Genomic DNA, 18,706 nt, shown 5'->3' on the forward strand with positions numbered 1-18,706 from the left:
GGCGAGTGGTCGCATCCGTACAGCCGTGAGCAGGCGGTTTATCCGCTGGACACCTTGGTCGACGGCAAATACTGGCCGCCCGTAGGCCGTGTCGACAACGTGTTCGGCGACCGCAACCTGATCTGCGCGTGCCCATCCATCGAAGACTACGCATAACCCCCGTAGGAGCTGCCGCAGGCTGCGATCTTTTGATCTGGCTTTAAAAAATCAAAAGATCGCAGCCTCGTTGCACTCGTCAGCTCCTACAGGTGCCCCCCATTTCGAGAACAACAGAGGACTTTCACCATGTTCAGCGCCCTTTTTAGCAAGCAGGACCAGATCAAAGGCTACGACGACGAACTGCTGGCGGCGATGAATGCCGAGGATGCGCGGCAGGAGCACCACATCGAGCTGATCGCTTCGGAGAATTACACCAGCCAACGGGTCATGGAGGCGCAAGGCAGCGGCCTGACCAACAAGTACGCCGAAGGCTATCCGGGCAAGCGCTATTACGGCGGTTGCGAGTATGTCGACGTGGTCGAGCAACTGGCCATCGACCGCGCAAAACAATTGTTCGGCGCCGACTACGCCAACGTCCAGCCGCACTCCGGCAGCCAGGCCAACGCGGCCGTGTACCTGGCGTTGCTGCAGGCTGGCGACACCGTGCTGGGCATGAGCCTGGCCCATGGCGGTCACCTGACCCACGGGGCCAAGGTGAGTTTTTCCGGCAAGCTCTACAACGCCGTGCAATACGGCATCGACACCGCGACCGGGCTGATCGACTACGACGAAGTCGAACGCCTGGCCGTCGAGCACCAGCCGAAAATGATCATCGCCGGATTCTCCGCTTACTCCAAGACCCTGGATTTTCCGCGTTTCCGTGAGATCGCCGACAAGGTCGGTGCCTGGCTGTTCGTCGACATGGCCCACGTCGCCGGGCTGGTGGCCACCGGTCTGTACCCGAACCCGCTGCCCTACGCCGACGTGGTCACCACCACGACCCACAAGACCCTGCGCGGTCCGCGCGGTGGCCTGATCCTGGCTAGGGCCAATCCGGAGCTTGAGAGAAAACTCAACGCCGCCGTATTCCCCGGTGGCCAGGGCGGTCCGCTGATGCATGTGATCGCCGCCAAGGCCGTGTGCTTCAAGGAAGCGCTGGAGCCGGCGTTCAAGACTTACCAGGCACAAGTGATCCGCAACGCCCAGGCGATGGCGCAGGTGTTTATCGAACGGGGCTATGACGTGGTGTCCGGTGGTACCGACAACCACCTGTTCCTGGTCAGCCTGATCCGCCAGGTCCTGACCGGCAAGGACGCTGACGCCGCCCTGGGCCGTGCCGGCATCACCGTGAACAAGAACGCGGTGCCCAACGATCCGCAGTCGCCGTTCGTGACCTCAGGCCTGCGCATCGGTACGCCGGCGATCACCAGCCGTGGTTTCAAGGAAGCACAGAGCATCGAGCTGGCAGGCTGGATCTGCGACATCCTCGATCACCTCGGCGATGCCGATGTCGAGGCCCAGGTCGCCCGCCAGGCTGCCGCTCTGTGTGCGGACTTCCCGGTGTACCGCGACTGATCACACAACACAAACCCCTGTGAAAAACCTGTGGGAGCGAGCCTGCTCGCGAAGGCGGAGTGTCAGTCGACATCTGTGCTGGATGTTCCACCATCTTCGCGAGCAGGCTCGCTCCCACAGTTCCGGTTCTTGTCTGACATACCTTGGGAGCATCTATGAACACAGTGCAAGTCGGCACAAAACTGCGCGGCGCGGAAAAAGTCGCGCGGATTCCAGTGAAAATCATCCCCACCGAGGACCTCCCGCGCAAACCCGACTGGATCCGGGTACGCATGCCGGCCTCCCCCGAGGTCGACCGGATCAAGCAATTGCTGCGTAAACACAAGCTGCACAGCGTCTGCGAAGAAGCCTCGTGCCCGAACCTGGGCGAGTGTTTTTCCGGGGGGACTGCGACATTCATGATCATGGGTGACATCTGCACCCGTCGCTGCCCGTTCTGCGATGTCGGCCACGGGCGCCCGAAGCCGCTGGATGTGGATGAGCCGACCAACCTCGCCGTGGCCATCGCTGAACTGCGCCTCAAATACGTGGTGATCACCTCGGTGGACCGCGACGACTTGCGCGATGGCGGTGCCCAACACTTCGTCGACTGCCTGCGCGAAATCCGCAAGCTATCGCCGGGCATTCAACTGGAAACCCTGGTGCCGGACTATCGCGGACGGATGGACGTCGCCCTGGCGATCACCGCCCTTGAGCCGCCCGATGTGTTCAACCACAACCTGGAAACCGTTCCGCGCCTGTACAAGGCCGCACGACCCGGCTCGGATTTCGAGTGGTCGCTGGATCTGCTGCAAAACTTCAAGCAGCGGGTACCACAGGTCCCCACCAAATCCGGGCTGATGCTGGGCCTGGGAGAAACCGACGAAGAAGTGATCGACGTCATGCAGCGCCTGCGCGAGCACGATGTCGACATGCTCACCCTCGGCCAATACCTGCAACCGTCGCGCAGCCACTTGCCGGTCCAGCGTTTCGTGCACCCGGACGTGTTTGCCTGGTTCGCCGAGGAAGGCGCACGCATGGGCTTCAAGAACGTCGCGTCCGGGCCATTGGTGCGCTCGTCCTATCACGCCGATCAACAACTTCATGGAGGTGCCGCCGATTTCAAGCCATGATGAAGTGACTTGTCATGCCATTACGCAGGCCCGACCCGATGCCATTTGTCGTTCAAACATTGCTCCCGCTCCTCAGCCTCGCCTTATCGGGTGTCGCCGCTGCCGAGCCCCGGCCCGAGCACATGGTGTATTTACGCACGATCGATCCGGGTATCGAACAGGACATTCGTTATGCCAGCGCCCACAACTTCACCGGGCACCCGCTCGAGGGTTATGAAGCGCCCGAGTGCTTGCTGTCGCAGGATGCCGCCAAAGCCCTCGCCCGGGTACAAACGGCACTGCGGGCGCAAGGCTATGGCCTGAAGGTGTTCGATTGCTATCGCCCCAGTCGCGCGGTCGCGGACATGGGGCGCTTCGCCACTGAGCCGGGCGATCCGCTTAAGGCCGAATTCTATCCACGGGTGGATAAGCAAGACTTCTGGCGCCTGGGCTATGTGGCGCGCGTATCGAATCACTCCAAAGGCAGCACCGTCGACCTGAGCATGACGGGACCGGACGCCCTGCCCGCCGACACCTGGACGCCATCTGCCACGCCAGTCGATTGCACGGCGCCTTATGGGCAGCGTTGGCACGACGGCGCAGTCGACATGGGCACCGGTTTTGATTGCTTCGACGAGCGCGCCCATACCGATTCGACGTCGATCACGGCGACGGCCATGGAAAATCGCCAGCGACTGACCCGCGCCATGGCGCAGGAGGGATTCACCGGTTACTCCGCCGAGTGGTGGCACTTCACCTATACCCGGGATGCGACATTGAACACCGTCATGAACTTCCCCATCACCCCGCTGGCACCATGAACAGCCTTGGCAGAATCTGCGCGTTGCTGATCCTGTTGCTGCCCTGTGCCGCAATGGCCCAAGGGCTCGACGGTAGTGGCCAGTTGATCGTGGTCACCAGCAAGCACTGGGACGACATCCAGGGCAGCGCCCAGCGTTATGAACGGCACGGGGACAGCTTCCAGAAAGTCGAAGCGCCGTTTGCCGTCGTGCTGGGAAAAAATGGCATGGGCTGGGGCAAGGGACTGCTCGACACCGGGCAACTTCAGGGGCCGGTGAAACAGGAAGGCGATGGAAAGGCACCCGCCGGGATGTTCAAACTCGGCAGCGCTTTTGGCTACGACGCTTCAAGTGAAACCCGCCTGCCCTACCTCGCACTGACCTCGACCATCGAATGCGTGGATGACAGCCGGTCCGCTCATTACAACGAATTGGTCGACGGCGCCACGATGGCCCAAGACTGGAACAGCTCTGAACGCATGCGTCGCCATGATGACTTGTACCGCCAGGGCATTTTCATCGAGCACAACACACCCGCATCCCCCGCCGCCGGTTCCTGCATCTTCTTCCACATCTGGCGTGGCCCCACACTACCGACGCGGGGCTGCACCGCGATGGACCCGATGGATATCGCACGCCTGCTCAGTTGGCTGGACCCACGCCAGTCCCCGCTGCTGGTGCAACTGCCCGAGACGCAGTACGAGCAGTTGCGCGAACGCTGGAACCTGCCTGCGCGCTGACCGCAAGCGAGCGCCTGGCCAGGCGGATCTTGCCCAGCGTTTCGACAAAGGGCGTGATGATCAGGCTGTAGACGGTCAGGTAACGGCCATGATCCGCTTCGCAGGTGCCGAAGCGGATGGGCTCCGGTTGCGTTTGGGTGACGTACAGCGTGCCGAACATCCAGTCCCAGAGTGACAGGTTGACCCCGAAGTTCTTGTTGAAGTGCCGCGGCGCATCGCTGTGGTGGACCTGGTGCTGGGCCGGGCTGTTCAGCACATGCTCGACCACAGGCCCGAAGGACAGCCAGACGTGGCTATGGCGCAGATTGGCCGCCAAGGCATTGAGGATGAACACCATGTAGGTCACGCCGAACAGCGTGTAGCGGCTGATCTCCCCGCCACAGGCGTACCAGAAGAGTCCGGCAAAGGCGCTGATGAACACAAGGTCAGTCAACCGCTCGACCACTTTCTCGAGGAAATGCACCCGACTGGCCGTGGCCGGGACCAGCACCGTCGCCGAATGATGGACTTTGTGGAACGCCCACAGGTAGCGCGAATGGTAAGCGCGGTGGGCCCAGTAATGGATGAAGTCCTGCAGCAGGAACACACCCAGGCCATAGAGCAAGGTCAGGACCAGGTGCTCCTCGACCTGCACCCGTGCACCCCACAGCTGAGTGAAAAAGCGGATGTAGTCACCGGAACGCAACACATAGGGGTCCACTAGCCCGACGATGGGCACCACCAGCACGACCTTGAGGATCGCGCGCACGAAGTAGTAGCGGTAATCGAGCAGCGCCGAGGGATGAAAATGCACACGGTTGCCGCCGATGAACTGCCAGAAGCTGTGCGCGTCCGTCAGCCCGCGAGCTCGACGCCAGCGGAACAGGCCGTAGGCAACGGAGTAGGAGATGAAAAGAAAGGCGACGCAGAGACGGCCATTGAGGTCGAAGAGCCCGAGGAACTGGTTGCTGACAGGTGTAAATACCCACCTGGACAGGTATTGCTCGATCAGTGCGAGAACATCCATGAAAGGCTGCCCCCTGCTGAAAGTAGAGCGTTGTGTGTGGGATGGAAAAACGCGTGTCGCAGGAACACGGCGGGCCGGCTCCTGCGGGACATTATTGCGGATGTATCTTATTCAGGTCTTGGGATTTCGGCAACCTCTGGGCCAAACGTCACTTCACTTCACTTCACTTCACTGCTCAAGCCATACAGCTGCGGCCGTCGGTCCCGGTGCAGGTCATTGCGCGCACTGATGCGCTTGTTGCGTGCCTCGGCCAGGTTCAGGTTGGCCAGCAGCATCTGCTCGCCACCCTGCTCCGCCGGACCGGCCACCGGATAACCGTCGGCGTCGACGATCACCGAACCTTGCACCCAACTCACCCCGCGCTCAACACCATGACGGTCACAGGCGGCGATGAACATGCGGTTGACCGAGGCATTGGCCTGCACCCGCAAGACTTCCGCCGGGCGCTCGGATTGCGGTCGCGGGCCGTCGGGCCAGTTGACCGGCGCACAGAGCAGGTCGGCACCGGCCAGCGCCGGCAGGCGCACCCATTCGGGGAACTCCAGGTCGTAGCAGATCAGCATGCCGATGCGCCCGTGGACCGTTTCGATCACCGGCGGTGCGGCAGTGCCGGCTGTGAAAACTTCTTTCTCCGCATCCCACAGGTGCGCCTTGCGGTACACCGCGCGCAAACCCCGGGTATCGATCAGTGCCGCGCTGTTGGCCAGCTCATCCCCGGCCAGACGCTCGCAGAATCCACCGACGATGACCATGTTCAATTCACTGGCCAGCGCCTGCCACAGGCGCAAGGTCGGCCCCTCGGCGGTTTCCGCGAGGGCCAGTGCTTCCGCGCGGTCGGCAAACAGGTAGCCGCTCTGCACCAGCTCCGGCAACACCACCACCTGGGCACCCTGCAGGGCCGCCGAACGGATCGCGCGTTCGGTGAGCGTGCGGTTGTACGCGAGGTCGCCGATTTTCGGCGCCAATTGGCAGCAGGCGACCCGGATATTCTTTGCCGTGTTCAACGCACCGACTCCGTGGATGAATGGGTCATGGCGATAATCTCGTTTTCACTGATCGCCTCGATGACCCGGCGCTCGGCGGCCAGGTCGAGGGAGCGGCTGAGCAGGTAATAGGTCAGGCCCGAAACCAGCAGGCCCACCAGCCAGGCGATGTCCACGCCTTCCAGCACCCGTGCCATAGGACCGACGAAGACTTCCTTGCTGGCGGCGGCATCGTAGATGTAGAAGAACGGCACCATGGCGGCAAAGCCGATCAGGTAGGCCACGATGCCGCGAAACTGCCACGCGCCGTAGATGCCCTTCGGCGTGAAAAAATGCGGGATCGCGTAGCCGCCCTTGCGCACGAAGAAATAGTCCACCAGGTTGACGGCGGTCCAAGGCACGAGGAAGTACAACAGCAACACGAGGAAGGTGTTCAGCAGCGCGATGCCGTCACCCTTGATCGACAGCACGCAGGTCAGCAGGATGATGCTGATGGCACTGATCGACAGCACACGGGCGCGAGGTGTCGGGGTGATCTTGCTGATCGAATCGACGCCGGTCAGCAGCGTCAGCATGGCGCTGTAGGTGTTCAGCGCAATGATCGGCAGGAAGCCCGCCACCGACACCACCACCAACAGATTGCCCAGCCCGGGAATCATCGAGGAACCTACCTGGTTCAATGCCACCAGCGCATCCACCGCTTTCAGTTCCTGGGCGAGCCAGGCACCGAGGCCGATCATCCAGCTGCCCGACAGCGACGCGCCGATGAATATCGCCGCGATCAGTTTCGGCCGGCTGGTGTTTTTCGGCAGGTAGCGCGAATAGTCGGAGACATAGGGTGCATAGGAAATGTTGTAGCTGGCACCAATGGCGAACAGGGTAGCGAAGGCGATCCAGCTGAAGCCGAGGTCGCTGGCCGGCGTGACGCCCTCGGAACCCGCGCCGAACATCAGGGCGATGGTCACCAGGGCATACAACGGCAGCGTCGCCAGCAGCGCCCACTTGAAGGCTTTGTGCATCAGGTCGTGGCCGAAGATCGACAGCAGTGCGCCGATCAGTACCACGGTCACGGCGACGATGGTCGGGTCGATGCCGAACACATGCTCCAGCCCGTTCATGATCAGCGAGACGTTCACCACGTTGAAACCGACGAACACAAACATTGTCGCCATCAGCGCCAGGATCACCCCGCGATAGCCGAACTGGGCACGGGACTGGATCATCTGCGGCAGGCCCATTTCCGGCCCTTGCGAGCCGTGGAAAGCCATGAAGATCGTGCCGAACATGATGCCCAGCGCACCGGCCAGCAGGGTCCACAGCGCCGACAAGCCCAGGCTGGGGCCGACGAAACCGATGGAGATGGTGAAGAAGTGGAAGTTGCCGAGAAACCAGAACGGCCCCTGGCTGCTGAGTTTGGCGTGACGTTCGTTTTCCGGGATGTAATCGATCGAGTGGCCTTCGATGGCCAACCCGCCGCTCGCCTCGGTGGCGTGCGCAGAAAGTGGGGATCCTGACATACGATAGTTCCTATGCAGTAGATTGTTTTTATTTTGAGCGCAGTGGTCGATTCGACGTCCAGATCTGGCAAAACTCCAGAAAAAGCTGACGAAGACCCTGGTTTCCCTGCAATGTATGGCGTTGGCCGCAGCGATAAAATATCCAAGGCGCACTGTTCACATAGATCGGCGTCAATGTAATCGAGTATCGGGAGCCCCCATGCTGGGAACTGTAACGGAGCTGGATCTGCGCCTGATCCGGGTATTTCTCACGGTGGTCGAGGCTGGCGGGATCTCGGCGGCGCAAACAGCCCTCAATACCACGCAACCGACCATCAGCGCACAACTGGCGACGCTGGAGGCACGGGTGGGTTTTCGCCTGTGCGAACGCGGTCGCGGCGGATTTTCCGTAACGCCCAAGGGTGGTCAGTTCGTCGAGGCAGCGCGACGCTTGCTGGCTGCCGCCGAGGGCTTCAGGGTTGAAGTGCAGCACATCAACCGCAAAGTCTCGGGCAACATCAACGTCGGCCTGCTGGGGCAGATCGATCCGGTGGCAAACAAGAAAATCGGCTTGGCCATTGCCCGCCTGAGGGCTCGGCACGAGGGGCTGTACTTTCACTTCACCGAACTGTCTTCATCGCTGCTGGAAGAGAAAATCATCAACGGCCATATTGATCTGGCGATCGGTTATTTTTGGCATCGCTTGCCCAATATCGACTACTTCCCGTTGTTCCAGGAAACCCAGATCGCCTACTGCGCGCCGTCACACCCGCTGTTCGAGCAGGTGGGCGCGCTGACGCGCGAGGATGTCAGCCAGCATGACTGGGTCTGGCCCAGCCACCCCTTGCCGGAGATGCCGGCGCCGACCTCGATCGAACGCTTGACCGTGCTCACCGACAGCATGGACGGAGCGGCCCTGCTGATCCTGTCCGGCCAACACCTGGGTTTCCTGCCGCAGCATTATGCGGCCCGGCATGAACAGCTCGGGCAGCTGCATCCACTCAATCCGCAGTTGCTGCGCTACGAGGTCGGCTTCCACGCGGCGGTGCGGCATTCGGCGCGGCAGCGGGAGCTGGTCAGTGCGTTCCTCAATGAGCTGATCGATATCTTCAGCGCACCCTTGTAGGAGCGAGCCTGCTCGCGATGGACTTCAGAGCGCCTCGGGGTGTCAGGTTTCCAGCGTTATCGTTAACGTCCATCGCGAGCAGGCTCGCTCCTACAGGGGGGTGGTGTTATCAGAAGCGGATTTCAGCGGCAGGGACCACGTCGATCCGCGCCACCGAACTGCTCAGGTCGGCCCAATCCTTGTTGTGTTCGGCAATGATGTCTTCGGCCGTGGTATTGCCATTGTCGACAGTGGAATGCGCGTCGGCGGCCAGCACTACGTCGTAACCCAGTTGATGCGCCTGGCGCAGGGTTGCATTCACGCAGTAATCGGTTTGCAGGCCGCAGATGACCAGGCGATCGTAGTCTTGCACCGGCACCAGTTTCTGCAGGTTGGTCTGATAGAACGAATCGCCGGTGGTCTTACGGACGCGATGATCGTCGGGTGACGTGTGCAACCCTTCGGCCAATTGCCAGCCTGGAGCGCCATGCTTCAACAGGTCGCCCTCTTCTTCGTGCTGGATCAGCACCACTGCCACGCCGGCTTTTCTCGCCCGGGCACTGAGGCCATTGATCGTTTCAATGACGCGCTGGATCTCGAAGCACTCGTACTCGCCGGAGCACAGGGCCTGCTGGACGTCGATGATTAACAGTGCGGTGGTCATGGTACCTTCCTTGATGAGTTGAAAAATCAGGGGACGCGTGCGCCCCCCATTCAAACACAACCATCAGTAACCCAGCGACAACCCGGTATTACGCCGTGGATCGTTGGCCCCGTAGAAACGGTTCTTGCCCACCGGCTTGCCCTCCAGCGACGGAGCCCCTACCAGGATTGCTGCCAGGTGGTTGGCGTCCTGGGGACCGGCAAACTTGTGGCCCCAGCTTTCGAGGATCTTCACCGTGTCGGGACTGGTGGTGAAGGTCTCCAGGTTGGTTTCCTCCGGCAGCCATTGCTGGTGGAAACGCGGCGCATCGACCGCTTCCTGGATGTTCATGCCGTAGTCGATCACGTTGAGCATGGTCAGCAGGGTCGCGGTGATGATGCGGCTGCCACCGGGGGTGCCGACCACCATTACCACTTTGCCGTCCTTGGTGACGATGGTTGGGCTCATGGACGACAACGGCGCCTTGCCGGGCGCGATGGCATTGGCCTCGCCCTGCACCAGGCCGTACATGTTCGGTACGCCGACTTTCGAGGTGAAATCATCCATTTCGTCGTTGAGGATGACCCCGGTCTTGCTGGCCATGACCCCGGCACCGAACCAGTCGTTGAGGGTGTAGGTCACCGATACCGCGTTGCCCCATTTGTCGACGATGGAGTAATGGGTGGTGTTGCTGCCCTCATGGGGCGCCACGCCGGGCTTGAGATCCTTGGAGATGCCGGCCTTTTGCGGCTGGATGGCTTCGCGCAGCTTGGTCGCGTAGTTTTTGTCGAGTAAATGCGCGATCGGGTTTTTCACGAAGTCCGGGTCGCCCAGGTAGCTGTTGCGATCCACATAGGCGTGGCGCATCGCTTCGATCTGGTAGTGCATGCCCTGGGCCGAGTGGTAGCCCAGGTCCTTCATCGGATAGCCTTCGAGGATGTTCATGATCTGGCAGATCACCACCCCGCCGGAGCTCGGTGGCGGTGCCGAGACCACATGGTAGCCGCGATAGTCACACTCGATGGGTGCCAGCTCGCGAGTCTTGTACTTGTCGAGGTCGGCCTGGGTGATGATGCCCTTGTTGGCTTGGCTGGAGGTGACGATGGCGTCGGCCACCCAGCCCTTGTAGAAACCGTCGGCGCCTTTCTCGGAGATTTCCCGCAGGGTTTTGCCGAGGTCTTTCTGTACCAGTTTCTGGCCGACCTGCATCGGCTCGCCATTGCTCAGGAAGATCGCGCCGGAATCCTTGATGTCCTTCTTGAACACGTCGGTGGCGTACTCCAGCAACTCGACATCGCCCTGCTCCAGCACGAAGCCGTCTTCCGCCAGCTTGATCGCCGGGGCGATCACTTCCTTGCGCGGCTTGGTGCCGTATTTGGACAGCGCCAGCTCCATGCCGGACACGGTGCCCGGCACCCCGACGGCCAGGTGCCCACGGGTGCTCAGGTCGGGGACGACGTTGCCCGCCTTGTCCAGGTACATGTCGGCGGTAGCGGCCAGCGGGGCTTTTTCACGGAAGTCGAGGAAGGTCTTACGACCGTCGGCGAGTTGAATGGTCATGAAACCGCCACCCCCCAGGTTACCGGCCGCGGGATACACCACCGCCAGCGCGTAACCCACTGCGACAGCGGCGTCGACCGCATTGCCGCCGTTCTTCAGCACATCCACGCCCACATGACTGGCCAAATGCTGGGCGGTGACCACCATGCCGTTTTCAGCCGCGACCGGGGCCACAGAGGCCGCATGGGCCATCAGGCAGCTGAGCGCCAACGAGGTCGCAATCAGCGATTTGGCAAAAGGTTCGTACTTCATGAGTCGGTCTCTTTTTGTTTTAAAGTAGGAAAACGCTTCAAGAGCAGTAGGCAGTATGGTCGGGATTGCATATTGCGCCTCCCCGGCGAGGCAGTATGCTTAACACCTGTTCAGCAATTCGGCGATGCGTGCGGCATGACCTACACCTACATCACCTTGGCATCACCCGTCGGCGAGTTGAAGCTGGTAGCGAACGATTGCCGTCTGGCGGCCATCCTCTGGGAAAATGACAAACCAGGCCGGGTGCGCCTCGGCCCGATGGATGAAGCGCCGGACAACCCGGTCCTGATGCGCACTGCGCAACAGTTGCGCGAATACTTCGCGGGCACACGCCAGGCGTTCGAGCTCGACCTTGATTTTGCCGGGACGGAATTTCAGAAGAAGGTCTGGAGGGCCTTGTTGACCATTCCCTTTGGCCAGACCCGCAGCTACAGCCAGATCGCCGAGCAAATCGGCCACCCGAGCGCGGTGCGGGCAGTGGGTGCGGCGAATGGCAGGAATCCGATTTCGATCATCGCGCCCTGTCATCGGGTGATTGGCGCGTCGGGGAAATTGACCGGGTTTGCCGGGGGGCTGGAGGCGAAGCAGACGTTACTCACGCTGGAAGGCGGCCAATCCCCCGAAACCGCGCGCCTCCCGGGCTTTTGATCTTGTAGGAGCTGCCGCAGGCTGCGATCTTTTGATCTTGTTGTTTAAAGCAAAGTCAAAAGATCGCAGCCTGCGGCAGCTCCTACAGGACGACATCACGCCGGTGTAGAAAGTTGTGCCTTGTATTCCTTTACATACTGCGTCGCCAGCGACTCTTTCTGCTTGTCGTCAAGCAACTTGCCCGCCATCTGGAAGAACTTCTGCTCCTCTTCTTCAAGGTGGTGATGGACCTTCTCGGACAATTTCTTCGCCGTCGCCAGCCAGGCCGGGCTGGACATCTCGGTGCTGTCCAGTTCTTCCATCATCTCATCCATCTCGTGGTGCTCGGAGATCGCGTGGCGACTGAGGTCTACGCCATTGTCGAATTCCATCAGCGGGATGTAGAAATGCCGTTCTTCAGCGGTTTCGTGAGCCTGCAGTTCTGACTTGAGCTGCTTGTATGCGTCGACGCGCTCAGGGGTATCGCCGCTGGTGCGGATCAGGGCTTTGGCGTAGGTACGCTGGCGCTCGTGGCTTTCGCGCAAGGCTTCGAAAATATTCACGGAATGTCCTCATCAGTCGCACTCGGGAATGGCGCGTCACAACAAGTGACCTCCGCGCACTGGCGACGGTTCCACTGGCTGAGGGTCATGGAACTATGGCGGCAACCACGATAGGCTGCCGATTCACTGCCATAAGGACATTGCCATGAACCTGCGGATAGAGTTCTCGCCCACCCCCACGGAAGAAGAGCGCCAGGCCATCCTGATGCCGCTGCGCGCCTACAATGCCTCGAAGGCCGACGGCGCCGTACCCGAGCATATCGCCCTGCTGGTACGTGACGAAAACGATGTGATCCTTGGCGGCCTTTACGCCAGGTTGTTCTACCAGTGGATGTTCATCGACCTGCTGTCGGTACCGGAGCAGGCCCGGGGACAGGGCATGGGCACGAAGCTGATGCAGATGGCCGAAGACCTGGCGCGGGAGAAAAAATGCGTGGGAATGTGGCTCGATACCTTTGAATTCCAGGCACCGGAGTTCTACAGGAAATGCGGCTACAGCGAGATTGGGCATATCGCCGACTACCCGCCGGGGTACAAGCACTTCTTCTTCCAGAAGCGCCTGGACTACTGATCACAACGCGAATCCCTGTAGGAGCTGCCGCAGGCTGCGATCTTTTGATCTTCGACGGACTTGAGATCGAGAAAAAACAAGATCAAAAGATCGCAGCCTGCGGCAGCTCCTACAGGGCATGCATCAACCCATCAGGTCAGAGGCAGGTGGCCAGTGCCGCCAAGCGGCGCTTGGCGACGAAGTCGTCTTGCTGAGCGTAGTAACTCAATACGGTGCCCGAGGCATCGGTGGTCACGTCGACGAACGACTCGGCCGAGCGGGTATAGACGGTGGTGCTCCCCTTCGCTCCCGGCTCCAGGTACGCCGCAGCATCAACGCCGAACACCGCTTCGTCCTGCCAGGAATACTGCACGCACTGGGCGACGTCCTTGGCCGGCTTGTCGGAGTTCAAGGTCTTGTACGGGGCCTTGGTACGAGCATCGTTCATCGCCGAGCCCGCGCATCCCGCCAGCAAGGTAGCGGCCAGCGCCACCATCAGAATTCGCATTGCATTCACTCATGAGGAAAAAGCGGACTGTATCACCGCGGCAGGGCGTATCGTTCTGCTTTACTTCATTAAAACCGCGACATCGCGTGACGATTCGCGCACCCTGTCGAGCCAATAGCGCTGTATTACACCTTTCACTGGACGCCCCATGACCCCCAACGCCGAGTTTTACAAACCGACCACTGAATATGCCGACAAGCTGATCAGCCAGATCGGTCAGACACCGTCCTGGATCGCCAAGCGAATCGGCGTCACCGACAAGCGCATTCGTTACATCCTTGAGGGCGAAAGAACCGTCAAGGGTGAAACCACGCCGATCCAGATGACCTATACCGAGCAGTTTGCACTCGAATGTCTGGCGGCAGCGGCCAAGGCAAGCAAGAAGCAGTCTTCGTAATTCGTACTCAAGGAGCGACCATGGCGGCACCCGAGCAACAACACGAACTGGCGCTGGAAAAGTTTCTCGACCAACGTCCCGAACTGCGCATCGAGCTCGACCACCTCAACCCGCTGCTGGCCCAGGCCAAGGGCGAGACCCTCGCGCAGTTTCGCGATGATCGTTTACACGAGGCCTTTGAAGCCGAAGCCGAGCGCCTGGGTTTGTTTGCCTGGGAGCTGACACTGCAATTGACCGCCGCCACTCCTGAGGACTATCAGGCCAAGCGTCTGGAAGTGCACCGGGAAGTTGCGCAAATGGCCGGCATGGACTGGCTGGAGTATTGCGACCTGTACGGGATACAACCGTAACCTTTGCTGAGGATCACTGCATCGATGCTGCCCACCGCCTCGAAGACCCACGCCAGCCCCGGACACCTGCACACGCAGAAATGGCGTGGGCGCATCGGCCTGAGCCTGGTGGCCATGCTTTCGGTGCTGGCCGGCATGACTGACGCGATCGGTTTCATGGCCAGTGGCGATTTCGTCTCGTTCATGAGCGGCAATACCACCCGGATGGCCGTCGCCATCAGTGCCGGCGACCTTGGGTTGACCCTGCGCCTGGTGATCCTCATCGCCACCTTCATCTTTGGCAATGCGCTGGGCATTATCGTCAGCCGCCTGAGCAGGCGCCGGTCACTGCCCTTGCTGTTGTGCATTGCCGCCCTGCTGTGCGCCGCCGCGGCCTGGCCCTATGACTCGCAATTGCCTGCCCTGCTGGCAGCCATCATCGCCATGGGCATGCTCAATGCCGCCGTGGAAGAGGTCAACGGCCTGCCGGTCGGCCTGACCTATGTGACCGGAGCCCTGTCGCGCTTTGGCCGCGGACTGGGGCGCTGGATGCTCGGCGAGCGCCGCAACGGTTGGCGCGTGCAACTGATCCCCTGGACCGGCATGTTCGCCGGCGCGGTACTCGGTGCCGTGCTGGAACATCATTTCGGGCTCAAGGCGCTGTTTGCCAGCGGCCTGCTGGCGGCTGCGCTGGGAGTGCTGTCACTGAAGATCCCGCGGCGTTGGCAGTTGGGCTACATGCCGCGCTGATTTTTTTGCTGCCTGTGCGGGCCTCTTCGCGAGCAGGCTCGCTCCCACAGGTTTTGCGGTGCAGCTGTGAACTTTGCCATCACACAAATCCCTGTGGGAGCGAGCCTGCTCGCGAAGGGGCCCACACCGGTAACATCGATTTAGCCCCTGCGCCGATAAAGCTTTATCATGGCCGCAGTTTCGCTGATCGAGTCCGCCATGAAGTTCGCCATCGCCGTATTTTCCGCCGCCCATGCGCCCTCTTCGCGCCGCGCCTTGCTGTTCGCCCAGGCGCTGCTTGCCGGCGGGCATGAGATTGTCCGGCTGTTTTTCTACCAGGATGGCGTTTACAACGCGTCCGGCAGCGTGGTCACACCCCAGGACGAGCTGGATGTGCCCCGGCAATGGCGCGCCTTCGTCAGCGAAAACCAACTCGATGGCGTGGTGTGCATCGCCGCCGCCTTGCGCCGTGGCGTGTTGAACGAGGAGGAAGCCAGGCGCTATCAGCGCGAGGCTGTCGCCGTCGGCGCGCCGTGGGAATTGTCCGGGCTGGGGCAGTTGCATGACGCGGTGCAGGATGCCGACCGCCTGATCTGCTTCGGAGGTGCGTGAAATGGCCAAGTCCTTGCTGATCATCAGCCGCCAGTCGCCCTGGTCCGGTCCAGGCGCACGCGAGGCGCTGGACATCGTGCTGGCGGGAGGCGCCTTCGATCTGCCGATCGGCCTGCTGTTTCTCGACGACGGCGTGTTCCAGCTCGCCCCTCATCAGCACGCCAAGGCCCTGCAACAGAAAGACCTGAGCGCCAACCTGCAGGCGCTGCCGATGTTCGGCGTCGAAGAACTGTTTGTCTGTGCCGACAGCGCTGCCGAACGTGGCCTGGACCCAGGTGCCCTGGCACTGGAGGAAGCCCGCGTGTTGGCCGCCCACGAAATCACCGCACTCATTGACCATTACGACCAGGTGATCACCCTCTGATGTCGACTTTGCATGTGTTGTCTCATTCCCCGTTCGGCGACGACCGCCTGAACAGCTGCCTGCGCATAATCGGCGCCAACGACGCATTGCTGCTGTGCGGTGACGCCGCCTATGCCCTGCAGCCGGGCAGCGCCCCTTTCACGGCGCTGAGTGCGCGCGGCCTGGCCCTCTACGTGCTGGCCGAAGATGCCCAGGCCCGGGCTATCGAAGTTCCGGGTTGGGCTACGGCTGTCGATTATCCGGCCTTCGTCGAACTGTCGATCCACCACGCCAAGGTCAACAGCTGGTTATGAATGTATTGACGGTCGGCGCGCGCGCCATCGAGTTGGACAAGGACGGTTTTCTGCTGGAGCTCAGTGACTGGTCGGCAGACGTCGCCAGTGCCCTGGCCGCCGCCGAAGACATCGAGTTGAGCCCCGAGCACTGGGAAATCCTCGAACTGTTGCGCAGCTTCTACGCCGAATTCCAGCTGTCGCCGGCGACCCGGCCGCTGATCAAGTACACCGCATTGAAACTCGGCCCGGACAAAGGCAACAGCCTGCACCTGAACCGACTGTTCAAAGGCACCCCTGCCAAACTCGCCGCGAAACTGGCGGGCCTGCCCAAACCGACGAATTGCTTATGACCGACTACCCAGCGTTGACCCTCGAAACGCCTGCCGAGCACCCGTTCGCCCAATTCGTGCGCATCCTCGGCAAAGGCAAGCGTGGCGCCCGCGACCTGACGCGTGAAGAAGCCCGCGCCGCCATGGGCATGGTGCTTGACGACCAGGTCGAGGACACCCAGCTCGGCGCGTTCCTGATGCTGTTGCGCCACAAGGAAGAAAGCGCGCAGGAAATGGCCGGTTTTACCGAGGCCCTGCGCGAGCGCTTGCAAGCGCCGGCACTGGCGGTCGACCTCGACTGGCCGACCTATGCCGGCAAGAAGCGTCACCTGCCGTGGTACCTGCTGGCCGCCAAGTGCCTGGCGCAGAACGGTGTGCGGGTGTTCATGCACGGTGGCGGCGCGCACACCGCCGGTCGACTCTACAGCGAACAACTGCTCGATGAACTGAACATCCCGTTGTGCCGCGACTGGCAGCAGGTCGGCACAGCGCTGGACAACGGCGGCCTGGCCTTCATGCCGTTGGTGGATTGGGCGCCGCAACTGCAGCGCATGATCGACCTGCGCAACACCCTCGGCCTGCGCTCGCCGATCCACTCCCTGGCGCGCATTCTCAATCCGTTGGGCGCCCGTTGCGGCCTGCAAAGCATCTTCCACCCCGGCTATCAGGCGGTGCATCGCGATGCCAGCGGCTTGCTCGGCGACACTGCGATCGTGGTCAAGGGCGATGGCGGTGAGATCGAGATCAACCCCGACGCCGACAGCCACTTGTACGGCACCACCGGTGGCGAGAGCTGGGATGAGGAGTGGCCGCAACTGTCGAGCCAGCGCCACGTCAAACCCGCCAGCCTGGAACCGGCGCACCTCAAGGCGGTATGGCGCGGCGATGTGGTGGACAGCTACCCGCAAATGGCCCTGATCTCGACCATGGCCCTGGCGCTGCGCGGCCTCGGCCAGAGCCGCGAGCAAGCGTTCGAGACTGCCCAACAGTACTGGGATGCGCGGGACAAATCGATTTAATCGATCATAATCCATTAATATTTGCGCTTTTTTATCGAACCTATGAGCTTAGACTCCTCTCCAACGCTTATCGATTGAGGAGACTTGGACATGGGTTTGTTAGTTGAAGGTCGCTGGCAGGACAAGTGGTACGAAAGCAAGGACGGCACGTTCCAGCGCGAACAGGCGCAGCGTCGCAACTGGGTCACCGCTGACGGCCAACCGGGCCCCAGTGGTGTCGGTGGTTTCGCCGCTACGCCAGGGCGCTATCACCTCTACGTGTCGCTCGCCTGTCCCTGGGCCCATCGCACGCTGATCCTACGCAAACTCAAGGGCCTGGAAAGCCTCATCGACGTGTCGGTGGTCAGCTACCTGATGCTGGAGAACGGTTGGACGTTCGACAAGTCCCACGGCTCCACCGGCGACAAACTCGATCACTTTGACTTCATGCACCAGCGCTACACCGCCGACACCGCCGACTACACCGGCCGCGTCACGGTGCCGGTGCTTTGGGACAAACAACAGAAACGCATCGTCAACAATGAATCGGCGGAAATCATCCGCATGTTCAATGGCGCCTTCGATGAACTGACCGGCAATGACCTGGATTTCTATCCGGCACCGCTGCGCGGCGAGATCGACGCGCTGAACGAGCGAATCTATCCGGCCGTGAACAACGGCGTATACCGCGCCGGGTTTGCTACCTCGCAAACCGCCTATGAGGAGGCCTTCGATGAACTGTTCGCAGAACTGGATCGCCTGGAGCAGCTGTTAAGTGCCAATCGCTACCTGACCGGCGAGTACCTGACTGAAGCGGACATCCGCCTGTTCACTACGCTGATTCGATTCGACGCGGTCTATTACGGTCACTTCAAGTGCAACCTGCGACGCATTGCCGACTATCCGAACCTGTCGAATTGGCTGCGGGAGATTTACCAGTGGCCAGGGATTGCCGAGACGGTGGATTTCACCCATATCAAGCATCACTATTACGGCAGCCACAAGACCATCAACCCGACGGGGATCGTGCCGAAAGGGCCGCAGCAGGCTTTCACCACGGCCCATGATCGGGAGCGGCTGAGCGGGAAAGGGGTTTGGCGCAGGGCCTGAAAGCTGATCGTTCCCATGCTCCGCGTGGGAATGCATCCCGTGACGCTCCGCGTCACAGCGTTAGAAGCGGAACGCAGAGCGTCCC

The 18,706-nt window shown here is 61.4% G+C and carries 24 protein-coding genes; 17 read left to right on the plus strand and 7 right to left on the minus strand.

The features are described from left to right. The 5 genes from PG5_RS35430 to PG5_RS23240 all read left to right on the plus strand — a co-directional run. A partial coding sequence (locus PG5_RS35430) for a hypothetical protein (RefSeq protein WP_177326149.1) occupies positions 1-156 on the plus strand: 156 nt, incomplete at its 5' end. A gap of 129 nt (positions 157-285) precedes the next feature. After that, positions 286-1,554: a serine hydroxymethyltransferase gene (gene glyA / locus PG5_RS23225; protein ID WP_020799575.1), complete on the plus strand. Its 1,269-nt coding sequence runs from the start codon at positions 286-288 to the stop codon at positions 1,552-1,554. Between the two features lie 155 nt (positions 1,555-1,709). Further along, positions 1,710-2,666, plus strand: coding sequence for a lipoyl synthase (gene lipA, locus PG5_RS23230; protein WP_020799576.1), 957 nt, complete (start codon positions 1,710-1,712; stop codon positions 2,664-2,666). A gap of 38 nt (positions 2,667-2,704) precedes the next feature. Continuing rightward, positions 2,705-3,466 carry a M15 family metallopeptidase gene (locus PG5_RS23235; RefSeq protein ID WP_042955683.1) on the plus strand — a complete coding sequence of 254 codons (762 nt, stop codon included), beginning with the start codon at positions 2,705-2,707 and terminating at the stop codon, positions 3,464-3,466. Continuing rightward, positions 3,463-4,185 carry a L,D-transpeptidase gene (locus PG5_RS23240; RefSeq protein WP_033043507.1) on the plus strand — a complete coding sequence of 241 codons (723 nt, stop codon included), beginning with the start codon at positions 3,463-3,465 and terminating at the stop codon, positions 4,183-4,185. The genes PG5_RS23235 and PG5_RS23240 overlap by 4 nt, the downstream gene beginning before the upstream one ends. On the opposite strand, the gene PG5_RS23245 is transcribed toward PG5_RS23240, so the two are convergent. From PG5_RS23245 to PG5_RS23255, 3 genes are all read right to left on the minus strand, one after another. Continuing rightward, positions 4,088-5,191: a sterol desaturase family protein gene (locus PG5_RS23245; RefSeq protein WP_020799578.1), complete on the minus strand. Its 1,104-nt coding sequence runs from the start codon at positions 5,189-5,191 to the stop codon at positions 4,088-4,090. The two genes, PG5_RS23240 and PG5_RS23245, sit on opposite strands and share 98 nt — an antisense overlap. A 158-nt stretch (positions 5,192-5,349) precedes the next feature. Further along, positions 5,350-6,195, minus strand: coding sequence for a nitrilase-related carbon-nitrogen hydrolase (locus PG5_RS23250; protein WP_020799579.1), 846 nt, complete (start codon positions 6,193-6,195; stop codon positions 5,350-5,352). Continuing rightward, a complete protein-coding gene (locus PG5_RS23255; RefSeq protein ID WP_033043508.1) occupies positions 6,192-7,691 on the minus strand; it encodes a cytosine permease in 1,500 nt (499 codons plus the stop codon). The genes PG5_RS23250 and PG5_RS23255 overlap by 4 nt, the downstream gene beginning before the upstream one ends. Before the next feature lie 199 nt (positions 7,692-7,890). Between PG5_RS23255 and PG5_RS23260 the strand changes: the two genes are divergently transcribed. Further along, positions 7,891-8,796 carry a LysR family transcriptional regulator gene (locus tag PG5_RS23260; RefSeq protein WP_020799581.1) on the plus strand — a complete coding sequence of 302 codons (906 nt, stop codon included), beginning with the start codon at positions 7,891-7,893 and terminating at the stop codon, positions 8,794-8,796. Between the two features lie 109 nt (positions 8,797-8,905). Here the strand turns inward: PG5_RS23260 and PG5_RS23265 are convergent, their stop codons facing one another. Both PG5_RS23265 and ggt read right to left on the minus strand, forming a co-directional pair. Continuing rightward, on the minus strand, positions 8,906-9,439 hold the full coding sequence (locus tag PG5_RS23265; RefSeq protein WP_020799582.1) for a cysteine hydrolase family protein: 534 nt from the start codon (positions 9,437-9,439) through the stop codon (positions 8,906-8,908). A gap of 63 nt (positions 9,440-9,502) precedes the next feature. After that, positions 9,503-11,230, minus strand: coding sequence for a gamma-glutamyltransferase (ggt, locus tag PG5_RS23270; protein ID WP_020799583.1), 1,728 nt, complete (start codon positions 11,228-11,230; stop codon positions 9,503-9,505). Between the two features lie 135 nt (positions 11,231-11,365). Between ggt and PG5_RS23275 the strand changes: the two genes are divergently transcribed. Beyond that, a complete protein-coding gene (locus PG5_RS23275) occupies positions 11,366-11,878 on the plus strand; it encodes a methylated-DNA--[protein]-cysteine S-methyltransferase (RefSeq protein WP_020799584.1) in 513 nt (170 codons plus the stop codon). A 95-nt stretch (positions 11,879-11,973) separates the two neighbouring features. Here PG5_RS23275 and PG5_RS23280 read toward each other — a convergent pair whose 3' ends face one another. Further along, entirely contained in the window at positions 11,974-12,420 is a 447-nt protein-coding gene (locus tag PG5_RS23280) for a hemerythrin domain-containing protein (protein ID WP_020799585.1), read from the minus strand. A 145-nt stretch (positions 12,421-12,565) separates the two neighbouring features. Between PG5_RS23280 and PG5_RS23285 the strand changes: the two genes are divergently transcribed. Continuing rightward, positions 12,566-12,991 (plus strand): N-acetyltransferase, encoded by a 426-nt coding sequence (locus PG5_RS23285; RefSeq protein WP_020799586.1) that lies wholly within the window; start codon positions 12,566-12,568, stop codon positions 12,989-12,991. Between the two features lie 136 nt (positions 12,992-13,127). Here the strand turns inward: PG5_RS23285 and PG5_RS23290 are convergent, their stop codons facing one another. Next, the gene (locus tag PG5_RS23290) at positions 13,128-13,478 is read right to left on the minus strand and encodes a hypothetical protein (protein ID WP_020799587.1); all 351 of its coding nucleotides are present in this window, start codon (positions 13,476-13,478) and stop codon (positions 13,128-13,130) included. Positions 13,479-13,626: 148 nt separating this feature from the next. On the opposite strand from PG5_RS23290, the gene PG5_RS23295 reads away from it, so the two are divergent. The 9 genes from PG5_RS23295 to PG5_RS23335 all read left to right on the plus strand — a co-directional run bounded on the left by PG5_RS23295 (position 13,627) and on the right by PG5_RS23335 (position 18,621). Continuing rightward, complete coding sequence (locus PG5_RS23295) at positions 13,627-13,875, plus strand: hypothetical protein (protein WP_020799588.1); 249 nt, start codon at positions 13,627-13,629, stop codon at positions 13,873-13,875. A gap of 20 nt (positions 13,876-13,895) precedes the next feature. Continuing rightward, positions 13,896-14,225 (plus strand): DUF6388 family protein, encoded by a 330-nt coding sequence (locus PG5_RS23300; RefSeq protein ID WP_020799589.1) that lies wholly within the window; start codon positions 13,896-13,898, stop codon positions 14,223-14,225. A 24-nt stretch (positions 14,226-14,249) separates the two neighbouring features. Then, positions 14,250-14,954, plus strand: a complete 705-nt coding sequence (locus tag PG5_RS23305) for a YoaK family protein (protein WP_020799590.1) — start codon at positions 14,250-14,252, stop codon at positions 14,952-14,954. A 198-nt stretch (positions 14,955-15,152) separates the two neighbouring features. After that, a complete protein-coding gene (gene tusD, locus PG5_RS23310; protein ID WP_042955684.1) occupies positions 15,153-15,545 on the plus strand; it encodes a sulfurtransferase complex subunit TusD in 393 nt (130 codons plus the stop codon). A gap of 1 nt (position 15,546) precedes the next feature. Beyond that, positions 15,547-15,909 (plus strand): sulfurtransferase complex subunit TusC, encoded by a 363-nt coding sequence (gene tusC / locus PG5_RS23315; RefSeq protein WP_020799592.1) that lies wholly within the window; start codon positions 15,547-15,549, stop codon positions 15,907-15,909. After that, the gene (tusB, locus tag PG5_RS23320; protein ID WP_020799593.1) at positions 15,909-16,202 is read left to right on the plus strand and encodes a sulfurtransferase complex subunit TusB; all 294 of its coding nucleotides are present in this window, start codon (positions 15,909-15,911) and stop codon (positions 16,200-16,202) included. The genes tusC and tusB overlap by 1 nt, the downstream gene beginning before the upstream one ends. Next, positions 16,199-16,534: a TusE/DsrC/DsvC family sulfur relay protein gene (locus PG5_RS23325; protein WP_008062047.1), complete on the plus strand. Its 336-nt coding sequence runs from the start codon at positions 16,199-16,201 to the stop codon at positions 16,532-16,534. Before tusB ends, PG5_RS23325 begins: the two co-directional genes overlap by 4 nt. Then, positions 16,531-17,532 carry a glycosyl transferase family protein gene (locus PG5_RS23330; RefSeq protein WP_020799594.1) on the plus strand — a complete coding sequence of 334 codons (1,002 nt, stop codon included), beginning with the start codon at positions 16,531-16,533 and terminating at the stop codon, positions 17,530-17,532. Before PG5_RS23325 ends, PG5_RS23330 begins: the two co-directional genes overlap by 4 nt. A gap of 90 nt (positions 17,533-17,622) precedes the next feature. After that, positions 17,623-18,621 carry a glutathione S-transferase family protein gene (locus tag PG5_RS23335; RefSeq protein WP_020799595.1) on the plus strand — a complete coding sequence of 333 codons (999 nt, stop codon included), beginning with the start codon at positions 17,623-17,625 and terminating at the stop codon, positions 18,619-18,621. Positions 18,622-18,706 lie beyond the last annotated feature (85 nt).

It is taken from the genome of Pseudomonas sp. G5(2012) (genome assembly GCF_000408945.1).
Taxonomy (GTDB): domain Bacteria; phylum Pseudomonadota; class Gammaproteobacteria; order Pseudomonadales; family Pseudomonadaceae; genus Aquipseudomonas; species Aquipseudomonas umsongensis.

Coding starts and splice junctions, on each gene's coding strand:
- glyA (WP_020799575.1), top strand. CDS start 286: ATGTTCAGCGCCCTTTTTAGCAAGCAGGACCAGATCAAAGGCTACGAC.
- lipA (WP_020799576.1), top strand. CDS start 1,710: ATGAACACAGTGCAAGTCGGCACAAAACTGCGCGGCGCGGAAAAAGTC.
- PG5_RS23235 (WP_042955683.1), top strand. CDS start 2,705: ATGCCATTTGTCGTTCAAACATTGCTCCCGCTCCTCAGCCTCGCCTTA.
- PG5_RS23240 (WP_033043507.1), top strand. CDS start 3,463: ATGAACAGCCTTGGCAGAATCTGCGCGTTGCTGATCCTGTTGCTGCCC.
- PG5_RS23245 (WP_020799578.1), bottom strand. CDS start 5,191: ATGGATGTTCTCGCACTGATCGAGCAATACCTGTCCAGGTGGGTATTT.
- PG5_RS23255 (WP_033043508.1), bottom strand. CDS start 7,691: ATGTCAGGATCCCCACTTTCTGCGCACGCCACCGAGGCGAGCGGCGGG.
- PG5_RS23260 (WP_020799581.1), top strand. CDS start 7,891: ATGCTGGGAACTGTAACGGAGCTGGATCTGCGCCTGATCCGGGTATTT.
- PG5_RS23265 (WP_020799582.1), bottom strand. CDS start 9,439: ATGACCACCGCACTGTTAATCATCGACGTCCAGCAGGCCCTGTGCTCC.
- ggt (WP_020799583.1), bottom strand. CDS start 11,230: ATGAAGTACGAACCTTTTGCCAAATCGCTGATTGCGACCTCGTTGGCG.
- PG5_RS23275 (WP_020799584.1), top strand. CDS start 11,366: ATGACCTACACCTACATCACCTTGGCATCACCCGTCGGCGAGTTGAAG.
- PG5_RS23285 (WP_020799586.1), top strand. CDS start 12,566: ATGAACCTGCGGATAGAGTTCTCGCCCACCCCCACGGAAGAAGAGCGC.
- PG5_RS23290 (WP_020799587.1), bottom strand. CDS start 13,478: ATGCGAATTCTGATGGTGGCGCTGGCCGCTACCTTGCTGGCGGGATGC.
- PG5_RS23295 (WP_020799588.1), top strand. CDS start 13,627: ATGACCCCCAACGCCGAGTTTTACAAACCGACCACTGAATATGCCGAC.
- PG5_RS23300 (WP_020799589.1), top strand. CDS start 13,896: ATGGCGGCACCCGAGCAACAACACGAACTGGCGCTGGAAAAGTTTCTC.
- PG5_RS23305 (WP_020799590.1), top strand. CDS start 14,250: ATGCTGCCCACCGCCTCGAAGACCCACGCCAGCCCCGGACACCTGCAC.
- tusD (WP_042955684.1), top strand. CDS start 15,153: ATGAAGTTCGCCATCGCCGTATTTTCCGCCGCCCATGCGCCCTCTTCG.
- tusC (WP_020799592.1), top strand. CDS start 15,547: ATGGCCAAGTCCTTGCTGATCATCAGCCGCCAGTCGCCCTGGTCCGGT.
- tusB (WP_020799593.1), top strand. CDS start 15,909: ATGTCGACTTTGCATGTGTTGTCTCATTCCCCGTTCGGCGACGACCGC.
- PG5_RS23325 (WP_008062047.1), top strand. CDS start 16,199: ATGAATGTATTGACGGTCGGCGCGCGCGCCATCGAGTTGGACAAGGAC.
- PG5_RS23330 (WP_020799594.1), top strand. CDS start 16,531: ATGACCGACTACCCAGCGTTGACCCTCGAAACGCCTGCCGAGCACCCG.
- PG5_RS23335 (WP_020799595.1), top strand. CDS start 17,623: ATGGGTTTGTTAGTTGAAGGTCGCTGGCAGGACAAGTGGTACGAAAGC.